At 70.0% G+C, this 22,169-nt stretch carries 20 protein-coding genes; 15 read left to right on the top strand and 5 right to left on the bottom strand.

All coding sequences use genetic code 11. The annotated features are described in order from the left end of the window. Nucleotides 1-14 precede the first annotated feature (14 nt). Complete coding sequence (locus DJ021_RS04925; protein WP_111456482.1) at nt 15-665, bottom strand: TetR/AcrR family transcriptional regulator; 651 nt, start codon at nt 663-665, stop codon at nt 15-17. Nucleotides 666-1,049: 384 nt separating this feature from the next. On the opposite strand from DJ021_RS04925, the gene DJ021_RS04920 reads away from it, so the two are divergent. Together DJ021_RS04920 and DJ021_RS04915 are read left to right on the top strand one after the other, a co-directional pair. Continuing rightward, nucleotides 1,050-1,247: a twin transmembrane helix small protein gene (locus DJ021_RS04920; RefSeq protein ID WP_111456481.1), complete on the top strand. Its 198-nt coding sequence runs from the start codon at nt 1,050-1,052 to the stop codon at nt 1,245-1,247. Nucleotides 1,248-1,254: 7 nt separating this feature from the next. Continuing rightward, nucleotides 1,255-1,824, top strand: coding sequence for a cob(I)yrinic acid a,c-diamide adenosyltransferase (locus DJ021_RS04915; RefSeq protein ID WP_111456480.1), 570 nt, complete (start codon nt 1,255-1,257; stop codon nt 1,822-1,824). Here DJ021_RS04915 and DJ021_RS04910 read toward each other — a convergent pair. Further along, nucleotides 1,821-2,090, bottom strand: coding sequence for a hypothetical protein (locus DJ021_RS04910; RefSeq protein WP_111456479.1), 270 nt, complete (start codon nt 2,088-2,090; stop codon nt 1,821-1,823). The two genes, DJ021_RS04915 and DJ021_RS04910, sit on opposite strands and share 4 nt — an antisense overlap. Nucleotides 2,091-2,258: 168 nt before the next feature. Here DJ021_RS04910 and DJ021_RS04905 point away from each other — a divergent pair, with 168 nt between their 5' ends. Further along, entirely contained in the window at nt 2,259-3,008 is a 750-nt protein-coding gene (locus DJ021_RS04905) for an electron transfer flavoprotein subunit beta/FixA family protein (RefSeq protein WP_111456478.1), read from the top strand. Further along, the gene (locus DJ021_RS04900) at nt 3,008-3,952 is read left to right on the top strand and encodes an electron transfer flavoprotein subunit alpha/FixB family protein (RefSeq protein ID WP_111456477.1); all 945 of its coding nucleotides are present in this window, start codon (nt 3,008-3,010) and stop codon (nt 3,950-3,952) included. Before DJ021_RS04905 ends, DJ021_RS04900 begins: the two co-directional genes overlap by 1 nt. A gap of 107 nt (nt 3,953-4,059) precedes the next feature. Here the strand turns inward: DJ021_RS04900 and DJ021_RS04895 are convergent, their stop codons facing one another. Beyond that, nucleotides 4,060-4,425, bottom strand: a complete 366-nt coding sequence (locus DJ021_RS04895; protein WP_133254945.1) for a TonB family protein — start codon at nt 4,423-4,425, stop codon at nt 4,060-4,062. Nucleotides 4,426-4,551: 126 nt separating this feature from the next. Between DJ021_RS04895 and DJ021_RS04890 the strand changes: the two genes are divergently transcribed. The 7 genes from DJ021_RS04890 (at nt 4,552) to DJ021_RS04860 (ending at nt 12,800) form a co-directional block, all read left to right on the top strand. Next, nucleotides 4,552-5,451, top strand: a complete 900-nt coding sequence (locus DJ021_RS04890) for a LysR substrate-binding domain-containing protein (protein WP_111456475.1) — start codon at nt 4,552-4,554, stop codon at nt 5,449-5,451. A gap of 126 nt (nt 5,452-5,577) precedes the next feature. Then, nucleotides 5,578-6,456: a 3-hydroxybutyryl-CoA dehydrogenase gene (locus DJ021_RS04885; RefSeq protein ID WP_111456474.1), complete on the top strand. Its 879-nt coding sequence runs from the start codon at nt 5,578-5,580 to the stop codon at nt 6,454-6,456. A gap of 90 nt (nt 6,457-6,546) precedes the next feature. Continuing rightward, on the top strand, nt 6,547-7,818 hold the full coding sequence (gene tipF / locus DJ021_RS04880) for a flagella assembly cyclic-di-GMP phosphodiesterase TipF (protein ID WP_111456473.1): 1,272 nt from the start codon (nt 6,547-6,549) through the stop codon (nt 7,816-7,818). A gap of 69 nt (nt 7,819-7,887) precedes the next feature. After that, nucleotides 7,888-8,751, top strand: coding sequence for a TIGR01459 family HAD-type hydrolase (locus tag DJ021_RS04875; protein ID WP_111458979.1), 864 nt, complete (start codon nt 7,888-7,890; stop codon nt 8,749-8,751). 19 nt (nt 8,752-8,770) lie between these two features. Then, nucleotides 8,771-9,223: a MaoC family dehydratase gene (locus DJ021_RS04870; RefSeq protein ID WP_165837117.1), complete on the top strand. Its 453-nt coding sequence runs from the start codon at nt 8,771-8,773 to the stop codon at nt 9,221-9,223. Continuing rightward, a complete protein-coding gene (locus DJ021_RS04865) occupies nt 9,220-10,170 on the top strand; it encodes a bifunctional riboflavin kinase/FAD synthetase (RefSeq protein WP_111456472.1) in 951 nt (316 codons plus the stop codon). Before DJ021_RS04870 ends, DJ021_RS04865 begins: the two co-directional genes overlap by 4 nt. Before the next feature lie 59 nt (nt 10,171-10,229). Next, the gene (locus DJ021_RS04860; protein WP_133254944.1) at nt 10,230-12,800 is read left to right on the top strand and encodes a DUF3857 domain-containing transglutaminase family protein; all 2,571 of its coding nucleotides are present in this window, start codon (nt 10,230-10,232) and stop codon (nt 12,798-12,800) included. 7 nt (nt 12,801-12,807) lie between these two features. On the opposite strand, the gene DJ021_RS04855 is transcribed toward DJ021_RS04860, so the two are convergent. After that, nucleotides 12,808-14,820 carry an alpha/beta hydrolase domain-containing protein gene (locus DJ021_RS04855; protein ID WP_111456470.1) on the bottom strand — a complete coding sequence of 671 codons (2,013 nt, stop codon included), beginning with the start codon at nt 14,818-14,820 and terminating at the stop codon, nt 12,808-12,810. A 254-nt stretch (nt 14,821-15,074) separates the two neighbouring features. Between DJ021_RS04855 and ileS the strand changes: the two genes are divergently transcribed. The 3 genes from ileS (at nt 15,075) to DJ021_RS04840 (ending at nt 19,118) form a co-directional block, all read left to right on the top strand. Next, a complete protein-coding gene (gene ileS / locus DJ021_RS04850) occupies nt 15,075-17,999 on the top strand; it encodes an isoleucine--tRNA ligase (RefSeq protein ID WP_111456469.1) in 2,925 nt (974 codons plus the stop codon). Continuing rightward, nucleotides 17,996-18,484, top strand: a complete 489-nt coding sequence (gene lspA / locus DJ021_RS04845; RefSeq protein WP_111456468.1) for a signal peptidase II — start codon at nt 17,996-17,998, stop codon at nt 18,482-18,484. Before ileS ends, lspA begins: the two co-directional genes overlap by 4 nt. A gap of 76 nt (nt 18,485-18,560) precedes the next feature. Next, entirely contained in the window at nt 18,561-19,118 is a 558-nt protein-coding gene (locus DJ021_RS04840) for a DUF3035 domain-containing protein (RefSeq protein WP_111456467.1), read from the top strand. A 137-nt stretch (nt 19,119-19,255) separates the two neighbouring features. On the opposite strand, the gene DJ021_RS04835 is transcribed toward DJ021_RS04840, so the two are convergent. After that, nucleotides 19,256-20,218, bottom strand: a complete 963-nt coding sequence (locus tag DJ021_RS04835; RefSeq protein ID WP_165837116.1) for a TraB/GumN family protein — start codon at nt 20,216-20,218, stop codon at nt 19,256-19,258. Nucleotides 20,219-20,273: 55 nt separating this feature from the next. Between DJ021_RS04835 and mutL the strand changes: the two genes are divergently transcribed. Next, entirely contained in the window at nt 20,274-22,130 is a 1,857-nt protein-coding gene (mutL, locus tag DJ021_RS04830) for a DNA mismatch repair endonuclease MutL (RefSeq protein ID WP_111456465.1), read from the top strand. The last annotated feature ends 39 nt before the right edge of the window (nt 22,131-22,169 follow it).

Here is a 22,169-nt window from a genome sequence, read left to right as displayed (position 1 = left end):
TCCGCGAAACGGGTTTAGCCCCGTCGCGCCCCCGCGAGCAGGATGCGGATCTGGTCACGTGAGCGCGCTTGCAGCGCGTCCAGGCTCCAGCCCTGGAAAATGGCCTGCGGGTAGTTCGACAGGTAGGCGTCGAACAACATCTGCGCCCGCAGCTTTGTTTCCGATTCCTGGCTGAGCTCGCCGCGCGCCACGCCGGCGCTCAGTTGCTCACCGATCAGGTCGTGCATCGACTGCACCGGCGGCATGCTCCGCAGCGTCTGGCCGTCCTGGGGCGCCCAGGAGACGCTGAAGGCGGCCCGCGCCAGCGGCAGCTGGCTCTTGTAGAAGGTATAGCCCGCCGTGAAGATCTTCAGCAGGGCGTCTTCGACGTTGCGCCCGCGCGAGGCGGCCTCGCGCATGGCCTCGGCCAGCGCGGCCGTGTCGACGGCCATGATCTCGCGGAACAGGTCCGACTTGTCGCTGAAGTTGGCGAACACCGCGCCGGTGGACATGCCCGCGGCGGCGGCGATGTCGCGGATGGTGGCGCCTTCATAGCCTTCTTCGCTGAACAGCCGGCGGGCGGCGGCGAGCACCTTCGCACGGGTCTGCTGCTTGGCGAGGGCGCGGCGGGTGGGGACTTTCACCCGGGCTTCGCTGGCGGCTTCGATGGGGGAGACGTGTTTCATTGACCTTCGACCTTGGAGAGCGCCGAGCCGGCGCCCGGTTCGCAACTTTACGCGCTGTCGGCTCGCCGCGGGGCGGCGGGTCGTTCGCTATTGTATACTGTATTCACCTTTGCGGCGCAACGCCAATGTTAGATGAACAAGTTCAAATAACCCGTTCCGCGAAACGGGTGGGCCTGGAGGTTACTGCATATGGAAGGATTCCGGCGGCGCAATCCGGGGTGTCACTGGAATGAACCATAATTCCATATGCTATTCGGAAGATGGCAGCTTTTCGACGCAGCGATCGAATGGCGATCGTTGAACATGATCAGCTGCCCCAGCGTCAAGCTGGAATATCGTTGATCGTTGTTGGCCGGCAAGCGTCAGAGGGCCTAAATTGGGTTCATGGACGCATTTTCCTATCTCATCCCCGCCGCGCTCATCGCGGTCGCCCTCGTTCTTGCCCTGGGCATCTACGCCCTGTTCCGGGGCGGCGACTTCGGACGCTCCTATTCCAACAAGCTGATGCGCCTTCGGGTGGTCGCCCAGGCGATCGCCATCGCGGTCCTGATGGGCGCGGTCTGGTGGCGGTCGAGCCATTGAGGTCGCCGTGGTCACCCTAAACCGGATCTACACCCGCACCGGCGACGACGGATCGACGCGGCTGGCCACCGGCCAGCCGGTGAGCAAGGCGGGGCCGCGGGTCGAGGCCTATGGCGGGGTGGACGAGACCAACGCCTGCATCGGCCTGGCGCGGCTGCACACGGCCGGCGAGCTCGACGCCATGCTGGCCCGGATCCAGAACGAGCTGTTCGACCTGGGCGCGGACCTGGCCACCCCGGCGCGGCCTGACGAGTCGGAAGGGGCGGTGCTCCGCATCCTCGACGGCCAGGTGCTGCGGCTGGAGGACGAGATCGACGCGCTGAACGGCGCCCTGCCGCCGCTCGCCTCGTTCGTGCTGCCGGGCGGCACGGCCGCCGCCGCGGCGCTGCACCTGGCCCGCACGGTCTGCCGTCGCGCCGAGCGCGAGGCGGTGCGGTTGAAGGAGGCCGGCGAGCCGGTGAGCGGGCCGGCGCTGCGCTACCTCAACCGGCTGTCGGACCTGCTGTTCGTGGCCGCGCGGTTCGCCAACGACCGCGGCGCGGCGGAGGTGTTCTGGAAGTCCGGGGCGACCCGCTAGCGCTTGACGGGCGCCGCCGCCGGCGGATGCGCGATCGCCTGCCGCGCGGCCGCCTCGGCCTGCTTGTCCTGGATCGTGCGGCCGGTGATGTCGGAGATCAGCACCGGCTGGGCGCAGACCCGTTGCGAGTTGTCCCACCACTTGTGGTCCTTCTCACAGGCCTGCCGCGGCCAGATCCAGCCGACCTGCCAGACCATGATCGCCACAAGCATGACGGCGAAGACGCCAAGGAAGATGAGCTTCAGCCGCTCGACGGTAGGGTTCATGGGTCAGTTCATAGCGGAGGGGAGCGGTCGCTGGCTAGCGGCCGGTTCCGGCCAAATTGCGGCGCCGCCGAAGGGGCGGGCGCGGGCGCTCGGCTTGCAATGCGCGCCGGAAGCGTTATGCCCGCTTCGATCCATTTTCCCCAATGCAATTTGAGGCGCTAGCAACCCATGAAGGTGTTGGTCCCGGTCAAGCGGGTGATCGATTACAACGTAAAGGCCCGGGTGAAGCCCGATCAGACGGGCGTCGACCTCGCCAATGTGAAGATGTCGATGAACCCCTTCGACGAGATCGCCGTCGAGGAGGCCGTCCGGCTCAAGGAGAAGGGCGTGGCGACCGAGGTCGTCTCCATCTCCGTCGGCCCCACCCAGGCGCAGGAGACCCTGCGCACCTCGCTGGCCATGGGCGCTGACCGCGCCATCCTGGTGCAGACCGACCAGGACCTGGAGCCGCTGGCGGTCGCCAAGGTGCTGCAGGCGATCATCGCCGAGGAAAGCCCCGACCTGGTGATCCTGGGCAAGCAGTCCATCGACGGCGACAACGGCGCCACCGGCCAGATGCTGGCGGCGATCCTCGGCTGGGCGCAGGCGACCTTCGCCTCCTCGATCGAGGTCTCCGGCGCCAAGGCCAAGGTGACCCGCGAGGTCGACGGCGGCCTGCAGACCCTCGAGGTCGACCTGCCGGCGATCGTCACCGCCGACCTGCGCCTCAACGAGCCGCGCTACGCCTCGCTGCCCAACATCATGAAGGCCAAGAAGAAGCCCCTGGACGTCAAGGAGCTGGCCTCACTGGGCGTCGACACCGCGCCGCGCCTCAAGGTCCTGAAGGTCACCGAGCCGCCGAAGCGCGGGGGCGGCATCAAGGTCGAATCCGCCGCCGACCTGGTCATGAAACTGAAGAACGAAGCGGGGGTCCTCTAATGGCCGTTCTCGTCATCGCCGATCACGACAACTCGACGCTCAAGGACAACACCCACAAGACGGTCACCGCCGCGACCAAGCTGTCGGGCGACATCGACGTGCTGGTGGCCGGCCAGAACGCCAAGGCCGTGGCCGACGCCGCCGCCAGGATCGCCGGCGTCCGCAAGGTGCTGCTGGCCGAGAGCCCGGAGCTGGGCGAAGGCCTGGCCGAGGCGTTCGAAGCCCTGGTGGCGCCGCTGATGGCCAACTACGACGCGGTGCTGACGCCGGCGACCTCGCAGGGAAAGAACTTCAGCCCGCGGATCGCCGCGAAGCTGGACGTGGCGCAGATCTCCGACGTGGTGGAGGTGGTGGACGCCTCGACCTTCGTGCGGCCGATCTACGCCGGCAACGCGCTGGAGACGGTGCAGTCCTCCGACGCCAAGAAGGTGATCACCGTGCGCCCCACCGTCTTCAAGGCGGCGGCGGAAGGCGGCTCGGCGTCGGTGGAGACCATCCCCGCCGCGGCCGCGCCGGCCAAGACCCACTTCGTCGACCAGCAGCTGGTCAAGTCGGCGCGCCCGGAACTCTCCGGCGCCAAGATCGTGGTCTCCGGCGGCCGGGCGATGGGCTCGGCGGAGGAATTCCAGCGGGTCATCGACCCGCTCGCCGACAAGCTCGGCGCCGCGGTCGGGGCCTCCCGCGCTGCGGTGGACGCCGGCTATGCGCCCAACGACTATCAGGTCGGCCAGACCGGTAAGGTTGTGGCCCCGGAGCTCTACATCGCCATCGGCATCTCGGGCGCCATCCAGCACCTGGCCGGGATGAAGGACTCCAAGGTCATCGTCGCGATCAACAAGGACGGCGACGCGCCGATCTTCCAGGTCGCCGACTATGGCCTGGTGGCGGACTACAAGACCGCCGTTCCGGAGCTGATGGACGCGCTCAGCCAGGCCGGCAAGTAAGCCAGGCCGGCCACGCCGGCTCGATCTCGACGCCCAAAAAGGGGCGGTCCCTCGCGGGGCCGCCCCTTTCCTTGTCGGCGTTCGCGCGGTTGGGGTCGCGCGGCGCCTCAAGGAGCCTTGGCCTGGACGATCGGCGCGTCGCCGAACGTCAGGGTCACGTCCCGGCCGGCCAGGTCGTACGGCGGGCTCTCGACCGCCATCCGGCGCAGCGCCGCCGTGGCCTGGGCGTCGGTGTCCAGGGAGCCCGAGGAGCGGACGACGTGGAGGCCGTAGAGCCGGCCGGCGCCGTCCACCGTGGCGCGCACCGCCAGCGGACGGCCCGCCAGCGCCACGCCGGCCTTTTCGAGCCGCACGACGGCCGTGCGGTGGGCGGAGTCGAGGAATTGCTGCACGTCGCGGGGCGGGGCGGCGGCCTGGGCGGCGGAGGCCAGCAGGAGGCCGGCCGCGCTCAGCATGAGAAGCTGCGCTTTCATGGTCTTAGTCCTTTGTTTTTGCTGCTGAAAACCAGCCGCTTCGATAGGACTGATGTAGGTCGCTGGGGCCACTTGGGCGAACGATAGTTTTTGCCTTCGGTTGTTAGTCGGGCTAACAACCTGGGCGTGACCCGCCTGCCACCTTTCTTCGCCCTGCGCGCTCTGGAGGCCGCCGCCCGGCGCCAGAGCTACAGCCGTGCGGCCGAGGAGCTGGGGGTCACCCACGGGGCCGTGAGCCAGCAGATCCGCCGCTTGCAGGCCGAGCTCGGGGCGCAGCTGTTCACCCGCCAGGGCAACGCGATGATCCCCACGCCGGCGGCCGACCGGCTGGCCGGGCGGGTGCGCGAGGGGCTGGCGCTGATGCGCGACGGCGTCGAGGATTTCGCCAGGTCCGCCGACCGCGACCCGCTGGTGGTCAGCCTGGACCCGCAGTTCGGCACCCGCTGGCTGCCGCTGCGCCTCGCCCGGCTGCTCGCCGATCCGGCCGGTGCGAACCTGGATTTCCGCATCGAGACGCGCAACGCCGACTTCGTCACCGACGGGGTTGACGTCGGGGTGCGCTATGGCCGCGGGCAATATCCCGGCGTCGAAACGGCCCTGCTGTTCCACGAGGTGCTGTTTCCGGTCTGCAGCCCGGCGCTTGCGGCGCAGCACGCGATCCGCGCGCCCGAGGACCTGCTGCGCACGCCGTTGCTGCGGCACCGGCATCGGCCCTGGAACCTGTGGTTCTCGTGCTTCGGCCTGGAAGAGCCCGCGCCCTCCGGCCCGGAGTTCGACGACTCCCTGATGCTGCTGGAGGCCGCCGCCAACAGCATGGGCGTGGCGCTCGCCCGCTCCAGCCTGGTGGAACAGGACCTGGCCAGCGGCCGTATGGTGCGGGTATTGCCGGATGCGGTGGTCAACGACTACGCCTTCTATGTCGCCTGGCGGGCGGACAGCCCGAAGCTGCGGCGCATCCTGGCCCTGCGCGACTGGCTGGTCGCCGAAGTCGCGCGGACCGAGCCGGAGGAAGGACGGCAGCTTTAGGTTGCAACCTGAGCCGTCTACGCTGCGGCGCAGCAAAACGCTTGTTCTCCGGCTCTATGGCCGTGTTAGAAAGCCGTCATATTCCGCGGAGCCCGCGTGCGCTCCGGTCATCGAGGCTATTGCTGGATGGTTGATATTAAGTCGGTCGGCGTCATTGGCGCGGGCCAGATGGGGTCGGGCATCGCTCATGTCTGCGCCCTGGGCGGGTACGACGTCCTCCTGCACGACGTGAGCAGCGACCGGATCGACGCCGGCCTGCAGGCGATCGAGCGCAACATGATGCGGCAGGTGGTGCGCGGCATCATCGACCAGTCCGCCATGGACGAGGGCCTGAAGCGCATCAAGGCGGCGCCGGAACTGCAGACCATCGGGGCCACCGACCTCGCCATCGAGGCGGCCACCGAGAACGAAGAGACCAAGAAGGCGATCTTCAAGGCGCTGGGCCCGCACCTCGGCGACAAGACGCTCCTGGCCTCCAACACCTCGTCGATCTCGATCACCCGGCTGGCGTCGGTCACCGACCGGCCGGACCGGTTCATCGGCCTGCACTTCATGAACCCGGTGCCGCTGATGAAGCTGGTGGAGATCATCCGCGGTATCGCCACAGGGCCGGAGACCTACGAGACCGCCGTCAACTTCGCCAAGTCGCTGGGCAAGACCACCTCGAACGCCGAGGACTTCCCGGCCTTCATCGTCAACCGCATCCTGGTGCCGATGATCAACGAAGCGATCTACACCCTCTACGAGGGCGTCGGCACGGTGGACGCCATCGACACGGCCATGAAGCTGGGCGCCAACCACCCGATGGGCCCGCTGGAGCTGGGCGACTTCATCGGCCTGGATACGGTGCTGTCGATCATGAACGTGCTGCACGAGGGCCTGGCGGACTCCAAGTACCGCCCCTGTCCGCTGCTGGTGAAGTACGTCGAGGCGGGCTGGCTGGGCCGCAAGGCGGGCCGCGGCTTCTACGACTACCGCGGCGAGACGCCAGTTCCTACGCGCTGAGCGCAACTCTCCCGTCCTGCGACGGTTAATCCATCGACTTACCTGGAGTCCGCAGCGGATACTCACGGGTGATTCGGATGGCGGGGGACCATGCGACGGCTAACCCTTGCGCTGCTCTGTGGCGCCTACCTCTGCCTCTCGCTGATCGTCGCGCTCAGCCTGTGGCGCAACGGCGGCGGCTGGGGCGCCGGCGTCGCGGCCCTGGTCGGCGGCCTGGGGCTGTGCTTCGCCTTCCATGGCCTGATCGAGCGCGCCCTCGAGACCGGGGCGATCAAGAGCGAGATCGAGGCGGTCCGCGAAGCCCACAAGATTCTCCTGGAACAGGTCGAGCGGCTGGACGCCCGGGTGAGCGAGGTGGTCGAGACCGTCGCCGACGACGTCCACCGCGCCGAGGCGCTGTCGGACGAGGTCCACATGCTGGAGACCCTCGTCGGCCGCATGCAGCATCGCCTGGACGACCACGGCGAAACCGCCGCCGTCGCGCTCAGCCCGCGGATGGGCCACAACTCCGACCACCGGCAAGCCGGCGCGCTGATGGACACGGTGCGCGAGGCGCTCACCGACAACCGCGTCGACCTCTACCTCCAGCCGATCGTCGCCCTGCCGCAGCGCAAGACGGTCTTCTACGAGAGCTTCTCGCGGCTGCGCGACGACACCGGCCACGTGCTGATGCCGGCCGAATACCTGTCGGTGGCCGAGCCCGGCGGGATGATCACCGCCATCGACAACCTGCTGCTGTTCCGCTGCGTGCAGATCGTCCGGCGCCTGGCCAAGCAGGACCGCCGGGTCGGCATCTTCTGCAATGTCTCGATGGCCAGCCTCGCCGACGACAGCTTCTTCCCCCAGTTCCTTGAGCTGCTGGCCGCCAACCGCGACCTGGCCGGGGCGCTGATCTTCGAGGTTGGCCAGGCGGCGTTCGACGCCCGCGGCTCGGTGGAGGCCCGCAACATGGGCAAGCTCGCCGACCTCGGCTTCCGCTTCAGCCTCGACAAGGTCACCGACCTCGACCTCGACCTGCAGGACCTCGCCCGCGCCGACGTGAAGTTCGTCAAGATCGGCGCCCAGCTGCTGCTCGACCAGCTGACCGAGATCGACGGCCGCCTGGTGCTGCGCGCCATGCCGGACCTCGCCGCCGAGGACTTCGCCGCCCTGACCCGCCGCTACGGCGTCGAGGTGATCGCCGAGAAGGTCGAGAGCGAGCGCCAGGTCGTCGACATCCTCGAACTCGACATCACCTACGGCCAGGGCCACCTGTTCGGCGAGCCCCGCGCCATCAAGAACGCGGTGCTGGACGAGGCCGGGGCCCCGCCGCCGGTGCTGGTCCGCAGCGACCTGCAGCGCCGCGTCGCGGCCCGCGGCTGAGCCGCCGGCGCGGGGCGCATTCGCACGGGCGCATTGACCGCCCCGCCGGGCGTGGGCTACCGCCCGCCCATGACAGCCCCCACCCAGGCCGCCGGCCTCTCCGAGCTTTCCGACCGCTACGACGTCCTGCTCTGCGACGTCTGGGGGGTGATCCACAACGGCCGCGAGAGCTTCCCGAAGGCCTGCGAGGCGCTGGCCCGCTTCCGCGCGCAGCGCGGGCCGGTGGTGCTGATCTCCAATGCGCCGCGTCCCAACGGGCCGGTGATCGACCAGCTCGACGGCCTGGGCGTGCCGCGCGAGGCCTGGTCGCACGTGGTGACCTCCGGCGACGCCACGCGGGTGCTGTTGGCGCAGCGGGCGCCGGGCCCCGCCTGGCGGCTCGGCCCCGACCGCGACGGGCCGCTCTACAAGGGCATCGACCTCGAGTTCTCGGACCTGGAGGCCGCGCGGTTCATCTCCTGCACCGGCCCTTTCGACGACGAAAACGATGAGCCGGCCGACTATCGCGAGCGGTTCGAAGACACCATCGCCCGCGGCCTGGAGATGATCTGCGCCAACCCGGACATCGTCGTGCAGCGCGGCGAGAAACTGGTCTACTGCGGCGGCGCGCTCGCCCAGCTCTACGAGAGCCTGGGCGGCAAGGTGCTGATGGCCGGCAAGCCCTACCAGGCGATCTACGACCTCGCGCTGGAGGAAGCCGCGTCCCGGCTGGAGCGGCCGCTGGACCGCTCGCGGGTGCTTTGCATCGGCGACGGCCTGCCCACCGACGTGCGCGGCGCCAACGCCCGCAATCTCGACGTGCTGTTCGTCGCCAGCGGCATCCATGGGGCGGAGACCATCGGCCCGGACGGCCTGAACAACGCCGCCGTGGCCGATCTCTTGCGCCAGGACGGCCTCGCCGCCACCTGGGCCATGGCCGACCTCGTCTGGTAAGCGCGGGCCCGGTCGCTTAATGAAAACCGCGCAAGGGGAGCGGCTGCCGGTGCAGGGTTTCTATTTCGACGAACTGAGCCTGGGCCAGAGCGCGGAGCTGAGCCGCGAGGTGGGCGCTGCGGACATCGAGGCCTTCGCCGCCGTCTCCGGCGACGTCAACCCGGTGCACCTGGACGAGGATTACGCGCGGACCACCAGCTTCGGCGGGCGGATCGCCCACGGCATGCTCTCGGCCGCCTACATCTCCGCGGTCCTCGGGACCCGGATGCCCGGCCCCGGGGCCATCTACCTCAGCCAGTCCCTGCGCTTCCGCCGGCCGGTGAAGATCGGCGACCTGGTGACCGCGCGGGTGACGGTGAAGGCGCTGGACGACAAGCGCGGCCACGCCACGCTGGAGACCGTATGCGTCGTCAACGGCAAGACCGTCGTGGATGGCGAGGCCGTGGTCATGATCCCGCGTCGGGCCGCATGAGCCGGGTCCGGGTCATCCGTGGCTGGAAGCACCTGCCCGCCGACGACCGCGGGGCGGCGCTCGCCATGGGCAGCTTCGACGGCGTGCACCGCGGCCACCAGAAGGTGATCGCCCTGGCCGCCAAGGCCGCCGGCCAGCTCGGCGCGCCGCTCGGCGTCATCACCTTCGATCCGCATCCCCGGGTCTATTTCCGGCCCCAGGAGCCGGCCTTCCGGCTGATGCAGCCCGACCAGCAGGCCCGCGCCCTGGAAGCCCTGGGCGTCGACATCCTCTACGTCCTGCCGCTGGATCCCGAACTGGCCAACATGACCGATCGGGAATTCGCCACCCGCGTGCTCGCCGAAGGCCTGGGCGCCCGGCACGTGGCCGTCGGCTTCGACAACTCCTTCGGCAAGGACCGCACCGGCAGTCCGGACACCATGCGGATCTATGGCGGCGAGCTCGGCTTCGGCGTCTCGGTGGCCGAGCCGGTGAGCGACAACGGCGGCGAGAAGTTCTCCTCCACCGCCGTCCGCGACGCCCTGCGCGAGGGTCGTCCGCAGGACGCCGCCGCCATCCTCGGCCGGCCGTTCGCCATCGAGGGCGTGGTGCAGCGCGGCCGCCAGCTGGGCCGCAAGCTCGGCTTCCCGACCGCCAACGTCGCCCTGGCCGACTATGTGACGCCGAGGCTCGGCGTCTACGCCACCCGCACCCGGCTGCCGGACGGCCGCGAGATCCCCGGCGTCGCCAACATCGGCGTCAACCCCACGGTCGATGGCGTCACCACCCCCCTGCTCGAGGTCTGGCTGTTCGACTTCGACGAGGACATCTACGACCAGGTGATCGAGACCGACCTGGTGGCCTTCCTGCGCCCGGAGGAGAAGTTCGCCGGCCTGGACGAGATGACCACCCAGGTGATGGCCGACGCCCGCATCGCCCGCGACCTGCTGATGCCGGACTTCGACTAAACTCAGCATTGCACTTGCGCAGGACAGCCCGCCACGGCAGCATTCGCCGGGGGCGCTTCATGTTCAGATGGTTGTCGGCCGCTTTGGCGGTTTGCGTATGGCTGGGCGCCGGCGTGTCGGCCCAGGCGGCAGGGCAGGTCCGCATGGCGGCCGCCCCGTCATGGGTTGAAGATCTGCCGATACCCAAGCCGCGGGCGGACCGGATGCGGCAGGTGTCCGACGGAATCTACTATCTCCTCGACGACCACCAGGACCGACCCGCCGCCGAAGAGGTCGTCGCCTACGCCCGCAGCGCCTATCAGATCACGGATCGAACCGGCCTAGAGAGCGGCGCCAGCCTCGATCTCGGTTTCGACCCGCTCACCGAAGACCTCACCCTTCACCACATCCGCGTTTGGCGGAATGGCGTCGCGACCGACCGCTTGGCCGGCGCTGATATTCAGGTGCTGCGCCGCGAGAAGAACCTCGATGACGGCATAATCAACGGCCGCCGCACTGCTCACATCGTCCTGAAGGACATTCGCGTCGGCGACATCGTCGACTACGGCTGTAGCTGGGACGCCCGCGACCGAGTGTTGAACGGCGCCTACTTCGGTTCGAACGACCTCGGCTGGTCTGTCCCGATGGGTGTGGCTAGATATCGGCTGCTGTGGCCGCGTGGTTGGGCGCTCAACAGCCGGCGGTACGCAGGGGCGCCGGCTCCGCGGGTCACGCATCTCGCCGACTTCGACGAATATGTCTGGCGAGTCGTCGATCCAGCTCCCGTTCATGGCGAAGACAATACGCCGGAGTGGAAGGAGCAGTGGGCGCACGTCGTAGCTTCGAGCATGCGGAGCTGGGCCGACGTCGTGCGTTGGGCCGTGCCGCTGTACCGCCAGTCGGAAGCTCTGCCGCCGGCGTTCGCTCATCAGGTGGATCTCATAGCGGCCACGTACGCCGATCCCCGCGATCGCGTTACAGCGGCGCTCCGGCTGGTGCAGGACAATGTCCGCTACGTCAGCCTGTCGATTGCTTCTGACGGTTACGTTCCCCACGCGCCGGCAGATGTGGTGAGGAGCGGCTACGGCGATTGCAAGGACAAGGCTTTGCTGCTTGTCACGGTTCTGCATCGCCTCGGAATCCAGGCGTCGCCGGCTCTCACCGATACGGACAGGGGCCCAGGCCTTCCCGACGCCGCGCCCAGCACGAGCGCCTTCAACCATGTCATCGTTCGGATCGACCTGGCCGGGCGAGCCTACTGGGTCGATCCGACCCGCTCGCACGCTGGCGGCCGCTTTCCGGCGCTTCATCCGATCCAGTATCGCTGGGCGCTACCGATACGTCCGGGGCAGACCAAGCTGGAGTCGATTCCCGCCCCGGCGTCGGGGCTTCCGGTATCCGACGTGACAGAACGCTACGACGTTCCGCGCCAAGCCGGCGATCTCACGCTCACCGTCGTTTCGATCTACCGCGATGGCGACGCCGATTGGATGCGCGCTGACCTCGCCAGTCGCTCACCGGCCGATTACGAGAAGAAGTACCTGGAATATTATCAAGGGCTGTATCCGGGGCTCACGCGGACCGCCGCGCTTACGGTCACAGACAATCGCGACGCAAACGTCTTGTCGGTGGGCGAGAGCTACAGCCTCCCCTCCGGCGCCCTCCGGCGTGGGAAGCTTGCCGAGGCGTTTCCCATCAACGCCTCGACTCTGGACAGCTACAAGGCGCCGGCAGTGGGAGTGCGCCATCAGCCGCTCCTGTTGCCGTCTCCCGTCACCAGGCGCCACCGCATCGTCTTGGTGACGCCGGGACACAAGCCGCCCGCGCCATCGGGCACGAAGATCGACGGCGTGGCTTTTCGCTACGACCTGCAGACCCATCGAAAGGGCGGGATCCTCACCATCGACGAGACTCTGGTGGGCAAGACCGCGGTGCTGGAGGCCGCAGACGTCGCGGCCTTCCGCGAAGACACGAGCCGCCTGAGCAACGCGATCTACGCCGACCTTGACCTCACATCGTGGCGCGGCGGCTCGATCGGTTCGACGCGTGTGATCCTGCTGGTCGCGCTGGTGGCCTTGGGCGGATTGCTGATCGCCGGAGGGGCGCTCGGCCTGCGCGCCGGCCTGAGGGCCGACGCCAGCTACGCCGGAACAGCCCATTATTATCCGGTCACGCTCAGAAAGTTCCTCGTCATGAACATCGCCACCGCAGGGATGTACGGGTTCTTCTGGCGCTGGAAGTGCTGGCGTTGGGCGCGCAAGTACGACAGGCAGGCGATCGCACCGTTCTGGCGCACGTTGTTCTCGGTGCTCTGGCTCTATCCGCTATTCCGGCAGATCAACGAACGGCTGGGCCGTCGCGCCCTCCCAACCTGGATCGGCGCATCCGCCGCCGTCGGCTATTTGGCGTGGTCGATCGCCAATTCCGCCGTCACCCGATGGGACGACGCTCCGGCTGGCCTGAGCCTGATCGCCGGCCTCAGCTTCGTCTGCACCCTCCCGTCGGCCGTCGCAGTGAAGCGTCTGAACGCGCCGGAAATTGGGGCGGCTCAGGCCATGGCCGAGAACTCCCGCTACACCGGGCTCTCTTTGATAGCGATCGCCGTCGGCATCGTGGATTGGGTCGCGCTGCTCTCGACGGCATTTTCCTAACCGCGGATCAGGGCTGGCGGGCGGGCGCGAGCGCGTGGAAGGCGTCCGTCTGGGCGGCTTCGGCGACGATCCTGGCGGCGTCCTCGGGCAGCAGCAGGCGGCGGGCCACCAGGGCCTCGGCGGCGGCGCGGACCTTGCCGAGGTAGGCGTCGCGCGAGCCGTAGCGTTCCTCCAGCGAGGGCCGCGGATCGCCCTTGGCCAGCCGCTCGGCCCGGGTCGCGGCGAACGGGATGAAGCCGCCGTTGGAGCCGCAGCCCAGGCCCGCCGCATAGCCGGTCGTCGCGTAGTTCCAGCCGACATAGGAGCCTAGCGGCGCCTGGTTCAGCACCGACCGGACCCCGGCGGTCTCGTTGCCGTCGGCGTCCACAGTCGCGACCAGCAGCGGAACATGACCGCCGATCCCCGGCGGCTGGAGGGCCATCACGCCGGTCAGGTCGGCGGCGTGGAAGGTCGGGCCGTAGTCGTAGGTCGGCAGCGGGTTGAGTGCGCCGAGCGGGGCGGGGACGCCGGGAATCTGCGGGAAGGCGGCGGAGACCACCTTCGGATCGGCCAGCTGGCCGGCCGCCAGGGTCGGATAGGCGCTGGGCGGCGGCTCGATCCCCTTCGCGACCCAGTCGATCAGGTCGGCGGTCAGCGCCCGCAGGGTGTCGGACGCCGGGTTCGGGTTGGCCGCCAGCAGGCAGCTGCCGAGCTTGACGCCGGCCAGGCTGAAGCCGCCCCGACCGCCGGTGTGGGTGACGCCGGGATTGAAGTAGCGGCGGACGTTCGGCGGCAGCGGGATGTCCCGCTTGGCGTCCGTGCCCACCAGGGCGGGGGAGCCGCGCAGGTCCCAGAGCTCCGAGCCGCCGAACATCTCGATGACCTTCGGGCAGGACCGGCTGGCGGTGCAGCGGTCCAGCACGCTCGCCCTGGGCAGGCCGCGGAGGCGGTCCTGGTAGGGGCTCCACCACATGATCCCCTCGGTCCCGTAGTCGTAGAGCGCCGCGCCGCCGCCGGGGACGGCGAAGCGGAAATCCAGCGCGTTCTGGCGCAGCGAACTGGAGGGCAGGACGCCGTCGAACACCACGCGGCCGTCTTCGGAGATGTTCTGGTCGAGGTGCACCAGGGACCGCAGCACGTTCGCCGATTGCGAGACCCCGGTCCCGATCGCGAAGCGGGCGCCGCCCTTCGCCGGATTGGGCGCGCCCGCCTGGTCGGCGTCGGCATATTTCAGGAAGGCCACCAGGTCGCGGATCGCGGCGTAGCCGATCCCCAGCACCAGCGGGTCCTTGGCGCGATAGGTGAGGGTGTAGGCCCGCTTCGGATCGAAGCCGGCTTTCAGGCAGAGCTTGGTGGGGTCGGGCCGTCCTGGAAACGGCGTCGCCGCGCAGTCGGCGAAGGCCCAGTCGGAGGCGGGCACGACGGTCGGCGGCGCGTCGTCGGCAAGCGCCCAGGTCAGCCGCGCCGTCGAGGTGTCCAGCGACACCGGGGTTGGCGCCGGGACCATGCGGACCGAGCCCACCTCGATCGGCGCGGTGCGCGCGCCCGCCGCGATATCCACGAAACGGACGAGGACCGGGCCTTCGGCCGTGGCGCGGGGGACCGACAGGGTCTGCCGGCCCGCGCCCGGGACCATGTCGCCCTGCCAGCCGCTGATCACCTGCAGATGGCCGTCGCGCGAGCCCTGGACGGCCCCACCGCCGCGGTTGGCCACCTGGTAGACCAGGACGCCGCTGGCCTTCGACATGTCGCGCGGCCGGGACAGGGCGAAGGTCGAGGAATACTCCACCCGCCCGCGGGCGTTGCGGGGCGCCAGGCGCAGGTCCTGGATGACGGCGTTGTGAGGGTCGTTCGGGTTGAGCTCGCCGAACACCCGACCGCTCACCACCTCGTAGGGCCCCGCCGCTCCGAACGCCTGGCCGCCGAACGCCTCGGGGTCCACCTTGTCGATCTGCAGCCGCGTGACCCGCGCCCCGGCCGGTGACGGCGCGCCGGCCAGAACGACCGCGACCGCAGCCAGCGCCCATGTGGTGCTTTTCATCGCCAACCCCCGACGACGACGCCCGATTGCCGTCGCTCCTGCCTGTATACAGAATGCGATTGAACTCGGCGAGCCGTGTGGCGACCGCAGCGCTTGGGTTCGCGCGCGCCCTCTGCTAGACGCAGCCGTCATGACTTCGGTTTGGACGAGCTTGCGAATTACCCGCCCGGCGTGACGCCGCCGGACGAGCTCGTTCCAGCGCGCGCCGGGTTACACCCGCACCTCAATCAGTCCCGACCAAGCTGGAAAGTCCCATGGCCGACGACGCCGACAAGCCTTCGCGCGACTACCGCGAAACCGTCTTCCTCCCCGACACGCCGTTCCCGATGCGCGCAGGCCTGCCGCAGAAGGAACCGGAGATCCTGGCCCGCTGGGCCAAGCTCGATCTCTACAACGCCATCCGTGCGGACCGGCAGCGCGCCGGCGCGCCGCTGTTCGTGCTGCACGACGGCCCGCCCTACGCCAACGGCGCGATCCACATCGGCCACGCGTTGCAGAAGACCCTGAAGGACTTCGTCGTCCGCTCGCGCTTCCTGCTGGGCTACGACGTCGACTTCGTCCCCGGCTGGGACTGCCACGGCCTGCCGATCGAGTGGAAGATCGAGGAGGAGCTGCGCGGCCAGGGCCGGCGCAAGGACGAGGTCTCCAAGGCCGAGTTCCGCACCCGCTGCCGCGAGTACGCCGCCCACTGGATCGCCGTGCAGATGGCCGGGTTCAAGCGCCTGGGCGTGCTCGGCGACTGGGAGCACCGCTACGCGACCATGGACTATTCGAGCGAGGCGGCCATCGTCGCGGAGTTCCACAAGTTCGTCGCCACCGGCCAGCTCTACCGCGGCTCCAAGCCGGTGATGTGGAGCCCGGTGGAGCGCACGGCGCTGGCCGACGCCGAGGTCGAGTACCACGACCACGTGTCGCCGACGATCTGGGTGAAGTTCCCGGTGGTCGAGGGCTCCGACGCCGCCCGCGGCGCCTCGGTGGTGATCTGGACCACCACGCCCTGGACCATCCCCGCCAACCGGGCGGTCAGCTACAACGAGTCCATCGCCTACGCCGTCTACCAGGTCGAGGCGATGGAAGAGGGCCTGGCCTTCGAGCCCTGGGCCGCGCCCGGCGACCGGCTGATCGTCGCCGAGAAGCTGGCCGACGAGGTCATGCAGGCGGCCAAGGTCGCGCGCTTCCGCAGGGTAGAGGCGGTCGATCCGCAGGGCATGGTGCTGGAGCATCCGCTGGCGGCGCTCGACAGCTACTACGGCTTCCAGGTTCCGATGCTGGCCGGCGACCACGTCACCGACGACGCCGGCACGGGCTTCGTCCACACCGCCCCCGGCCACGGCGCCGACGACTACCTGGTCTGGCTGGCGCACGGCCACCGCGAGATCCCGGAGACCGTCGATCCCGACGGCGCCTACTATCCGCACGTGGGCCTGTTCGCCGGCCTGAAGGTGCTGGAGACCGAGGGCAAGAAGGCCGGCAAGTTCGGCCCCGCCAACGCCGCGGTCATGGACAAGCTGATCGAGGCCGGCCGCCTGCTGGCGCGCGGCCGCCTGGAGCACTCCTATCCGCACTCCTGGCGCTCCAAGGCGCCGGTGATCTTCCGCAACACTCCGCAGTGGTTCATCCGCATGGACGAGCCGCTCGACACCCCGGTCCACGGCGGCCGCTCCCTGCGCGAGACGGCGCTCGACTCCATCGAGGCCACGGCCTTCTATCCGGGCGCCGGCAAGAACCGCATCCGCTCGATGGTGGAGAGCCGCCCCGACTGGCTGATCAGCCGCCAGCGCGCCTGGGGCTCGCCGCTGGCCATGTTCGTCGACAAGGAGACGAACCAGCCGCTGCACGACCCCGAGGTCGACCGCCGCATCGTCGAGACCATCCGCACGGAAGGCGCCGACGCCTGGTTCAACCGGCCGGTGAACGACTTCCTGGGGAACCACGATCCGGAGCGCTTCGAGAAGGTCGAGGACATCCTCGACGTCTGGTTCGACTCTGGCTCGACCCACGCCTTCACCCTGGAGAACCGGCCCCACACCCGCTGGCCGGCCGACCTCTACCTGGAAGGCTCCGACCAGCACCGCGGCTGGTTCCAGTCGAGCCTCTTGGAAAGCTCCGGCACCCGCGGCCGCGCGCCCTACGAGGCCATCCTCACCCACGGCTTCACCATGGACGAGAACGGCGAGAAGATGTCCAAGTCCAAGGGCAACGTCGTCGATCCGGAGACGGTGATCCGCGAGAGCGGCGCCGAGATCATCCGCATGTGGGCCGCGATGATCGACTATTCGGACGACAGCCGGATCGGCAAGACGGTGCTGCAGACCACCGCCGACGCCTACCGCAAGCTGCGCAACACGGTGCGCTACATGCTGGGCGCGCTGGCCGACTATTCGCCCGACGAGGCGGTGGAGCTGGCCGAGATGCCGCCGCTGGAGCGCTTCATCCTGCACCGGCTCTACGAGCTGGATGGCCAGGTGCGCGCCGCCTACGAAGGCTACGTCTTCCAGGACGTGATCCGGCCGCTCTCCGAGTTCTGCCAGAACGAGCTCTCGGCCCTGTTCTTCGACATCCGCCGCGACAGCCTCTACTGCGACCGCCCCGACGCTGTGCGCCGGCGCGCGGCGCGCACGGTGATGGACGCGGTGTTCGAGCGGCTGACCGCCTGGCTCGCCCCGCTGATCCCCTTCACCATGGAAGAGGCGTGGACGACCCGCTATCCGGACAGCCACTCCAACTGCCTGCGGGTGATCCCGACCACGCCGGCGGCGTGGCGCAACGACGCCGAGGCGGCGCGCTGGGCCAAGGTGCAGCAGGTGACCTCGGTGGTCACCGGCGCGCTGGAGGTCGAGCGCCGCGAGAAGCGCCTGGGCGCCGCGCTGGAAGCCGCGCCGCGGGTCTACGTCGCCGATGCCGAGCTCTCGGCCGCCTTCGACGGGCTCGATCCCGCGGAGGTGTTCCGCACCAGCCAGGCGACGCTGGTCGCGGGCGAGGGGCCGCCGGAGGCCTTCAGGCTTGCTGACGCGCCCGGCGTTGCGGTGGAGCCGCTGCGCGCCGACGGCCGCAAATGCGCCCGCTCCTGGCGGGTGTTGCCGGAAGTGGGCTCCGATCCCCGCTATCCCGATCTCTCGCTGCGCGACGCCGACGCCGTGGCGGCCTGGGACGCGGCGCATGGCAAGGTGGACGCATGAAGGGCGTGACGAGACTCGGCTGGACGTCGTTCGCAATCGCGGCCGTCGCCATCGTCCTCGACCAGGCGGTGAAGTCCTGGATCCTCTACGGCCTGAAGCTGCCGGAGATCGCCACCGTGCCGGTGGCCGGGCCGTTCCACCTGACCATGGTCTGGAACGCCGGCGTCAGCTTCGGCTTCCTGCGGGCCGATCACGACCTGGTGCGCTGGATGCTGGTGGCCTTCTCGGTGATCGTCGCCCTGATGCTGGCCGGCTGGGCGCGGCGCTCGGATCGGCTGGCCTCGGCGGTCGGGCTTGGCCTGGTGATGGGCGGGGCGGTGGGCAACGCCATCGACCGTGCGCGGTTCGGCGCGGTGGTGGATTTCGTCGACGTCTCGCGCCTGTGGTTTCCGTGGGTGTTCAACGTGGCGGACAGCGCGATCAGCGTCGGCGTCGCCCTCCTGCTGCTCGACAGCCTGCGACGCGAGCGCCCAGCCGAGAGCTGATCCCGTTGGCGCGGTCCGCCGATTGCGGTATGCCAGTCCCGAAAGTGGCCGGGGGCGGCCTAGGAGCTACTGTTCTATGAGCGTCAACCGAGTGATCGTCACAACCGCCCTGTTCGCGGCCGTGGGTCTCGCCGGATGCCAGTCGACGCAAAAGGCGCTCGGCATGAGCAAGGTGACACCCGACGAATTCCGCGTCGTCACCAAGGCCCCGCTGGTCGTGCCGCCGGACTACGCCCTTCGCCCGCCGGCTCCCGGCGAGCCGCGCCCGCAGGAGCTGCAGCCGGAAAGCGCCGCGCGCACCGCCCTGCTCGGGCAGCGCGAGGCCCAGACCCGCACCGACGGCGAGAAGATGCTGGTCGCCAAGGCCGGCGCCGACAAGGCCGACCCGCTGATCCGCTACGTCGTCGACGACGAGTTCGGCGACGTGTCGCACAAGGAAAAGAGCTTCGCCGACAAGGTCATGTTCTGGCGCAGCTCCAAGGCCGCCAAGCCGAACGACGCCACCGTTGCGGCGGACACCGCGGCGCCGGTGGACGCCCAGGCGGAAGAACAGCGCATCGCCGCGCTGACCGGCGGCAAGGCCGTGGTCATCCAGCGCGACCCGCCCCGCAAGTTCAAGCTGCCCGGCCTCTAGGCTGTGTGAGGGTAGTTGCTCCCCCACCGGGGAGCTGTCGGCGAAGCTGACTGAGGGGGTCCTCCGAGGTCCGTGCTGACCCCCTCCACCGCTTCGCGGTCCCCCTCCCCCAGCGGGGGAGGAACTGGTCCCTGACCTCAGTCCTCGCCGGGCGTCTTGACCACGTAGCCCTGCGCCCGCAGGCGGTCGAGGACGCCGCCCTGCGCCAGCAGCGGCCGGAGCGGCACCACGGCGATGGCGTGGCCAGGCGTCTGCAGGGCCTTGGCGATGGCGGCCGCCTGGTCGGCCTTGGTGCGCGCATCGAAGGCCGCGGCGCCGGGCACCATGGCGATGCAGCGCTCATAGGTCCGCTCGTTGTCCAGCGCGCCGCGCACCTCGCCCTGCGCCCAGGCCTTGGCGGCCGAGAGGGTGACGCCGGGCCCCGCCTCCACCTGCTGCAGCACCTCGTCGAAACAGGCCCGCCCCGCGCCCGCGGGCGTGCGGATCACCGCCCCCATCAGCGGCCCGAGGTCGTAGGTCTTCTGGGCGATCGGGACGTGGGCCTGCTGGGCGAGGATCTTGATCAGCTTGGTGGGATCGGAATTGGTCAGCTTCGAGCGGTCGCGATAGTCGGTGGCCAGCAACAGGCCGGCGGCCAGCGGGTTCTTGGTCGCGTAGCGCTTGGCGGGCTGGCCGAGCCGTGTGCGCGCGGCGACGAAACGGGCGCGCGTGGCGTCGTCCAGGGTCTCCTCGAACGGCGTGCCGGACCGTAGCCGCAGCATGTTGAACGCCGCCCCGAGCGCCCCCGTCACCCGCACGTGCAGGTCCTGGAACGGCAGGATCACCACGCGCGCGCCCTGCAGCCGGCGCTCGAAGACGCTGCGGTCCCACTCCATGTGCTTGGGGGCGAGCGACGGCGCGCCCAGCACATAGACGGTGGTGTCGGCGTCGGAGACCGTCCACCAGGCCGGTCCGCGGTCGCGGGCGGTGACCACCAGCTCCTCGACCAGCACCGCGTCGGGATCGTTCGGGTCGGGCCGGGCCGGGGTGATCGGGACCTGGGCGAGCGCCGGGATCGCCACCGCCATCGCCACCGCCAGGACCCCGAGACGATTACGCACCCTCATCCGCCGCTCCGGAATCGTCCTATATTGTGCAGTCCGCGAAAGCTCAGCCATGCCTATCCGTCGCCTGCCGCCCGAGACCGTCAATCGCATCGCCGCCGGCGAGGTGGTGGAACGCCCCGCGAGCGCGGTCAAGGAGCTGGTGGAGAACGCGCTCGACGCCGGGGCCACCCGCGTCGAGATCCAGGCGGACGGCGGCGGGCTGACCCGCATCCTGGTGGCCGACGACGGCGCCGGCCTGGCGCCCGACGAACTGCCGCTGGCGGTGGAGCGGCACGCCACCTCCAAGCTGTCGCCGGACGCGGCGGGCGACTACGACCTGCTGCGCATCGCCACCCTCGGCTTCCGCGGCGAGGCCCTGCCGTCCATCGGCTCGGTGGCGCGCCTGTCGATCGCCAGCCGGGCCCGGGGCGCCGCCGACGCCCATGCGATCTTCGTCGAGGGCGGGGCGGTGGGTGCGGTCTCCCCCGCCGCCTTCCCGAGCCCGCACGGCGCGCGGGTGGAGGTGCGCGACCTGTTCTACGCCACCCCGGCGCGACTGAAGTTCATGAAGTCCGAGCGCTCGGAAGCCATGGCCATCGCCGAGGAGATCAAGCGCCAGGCCATGGCCCACGAGGCGGTGTCGTTCGCCCTGGACCTCGACGGTCGCCGCACCCTGCGCCTGCCGGCGGAGACCAAGGGCGACGACGGGCGGCTCGCCCGGCTGGCGGCGATCATGGGCCGGGAGTTCTCCGACAACGCCCTGCTGATCGACCACGACCGTGAGGGCGTGCGGCTGTCGGGCTTCGCGGGCCTGCCGACCTACAACCGCGGCAACGCCGGCCACCAGTACCTGTTCGTCAACGGCCGGCCGGTGCGCGACCGGCTGCTGCAAGGCGCGCTGCGGGCCGCCTACGCCGACTTCCTGGCCCGCGACCGCCATCCGCTGGCCGCCCTCTATATCGAGCTCGACCCGGCCTATGTGGACGTCAACGTCCATCCCGCGAAGGCCGAGGTGCGGTTCCGCGATCCCGGCCTGGTGCGCGGGCTGATCGTCGGCGGCCTGCGCCATGCGCTGGCCAGCGCCGGCCACCGGGCCTCCACCACCGTCTCAAGCGCCGCCCTGGGCGGTTTCCGCCCCGGCATGCCGCCGCCGCAGCCCTCCGCCGCCGGCTTCTCCGCCTGGCGCCAGGGCGGCTGGAATCCCGCCGGCCTGGCCGCCGCCGTCCAGTCGATCCCCGGCCTGACCGAGGTCTCGGCGCGTTCCGAGCCCCAGTGGGAAGCGCCTCAGTGGGAGGCTCCGCAGGGCGTCGGCGAACCGGCCTCGGCGGCGGTGTTCGACCCGGTCGACTACCCGCTGGGGGCGGCCCGCGCCCAGGTGCACGAAACCTATATCGTCGCCCAGACCCGCGACGGCGTCGTCATCGTCGACCAGCACGCCGCCCACGAACGGCTGGTCTATGAGCGGATGAAGGCGGAGATGGCCGACGGCGGCGTCACCCGCCAGGGCCTGCTGCTGCCCGAGGTGGTGGAACTCGACCCGGCCGAGGCCGAGCGGGTCTGCGCCCGCGGCGCGGAGCTGGCGAGCCTGGGCCTGGTGCTGGAGGCCTTCGGCCCCGGCGCGGTGCTGGTCCGCGAGACGCCGGCCCTGCTGGGGGAGACCGACGTCGCCGGCCTGGTGCGCGACATCGCCGACGATCTCGCCGAGAACGGCCAGGCCCTGGCCCTGAAGGAGCGGCTGGAGGAGGTCTGCTCGACCATGGCCTGCCACGGCTCGGTCCGCGCCGGCCGCCGGCTCTCGGCCCCGGAGATGAACGCCCTGCTGCGCCAGATGGAGGCCACGCCCCACTCCGGCCAGTGCAACCACGGCCGGCCCACCTATGTGGAACTGAAGCTCGCCGATATCGAGCGCCTGTTCGGCCGCCGCTAGGCGCGCGGAGGTTGCCGGGGGGCGTGCATGCGTCGTCGG

The organism is Phenylobacterium hankyongense (assembly GCF_003254505.1).
Lineage (GTDB): Bacteria > Pseudomonadota > Alphaproteobacteria > Caulobacterales > Caulobacteraceae > Phenylobacterium > Phenylobacterium hankyongense.
Note: the sequence above shows the minus strand (reverse complement) of the source record. Positions and strands in the feature narration are given on the sequence as shown.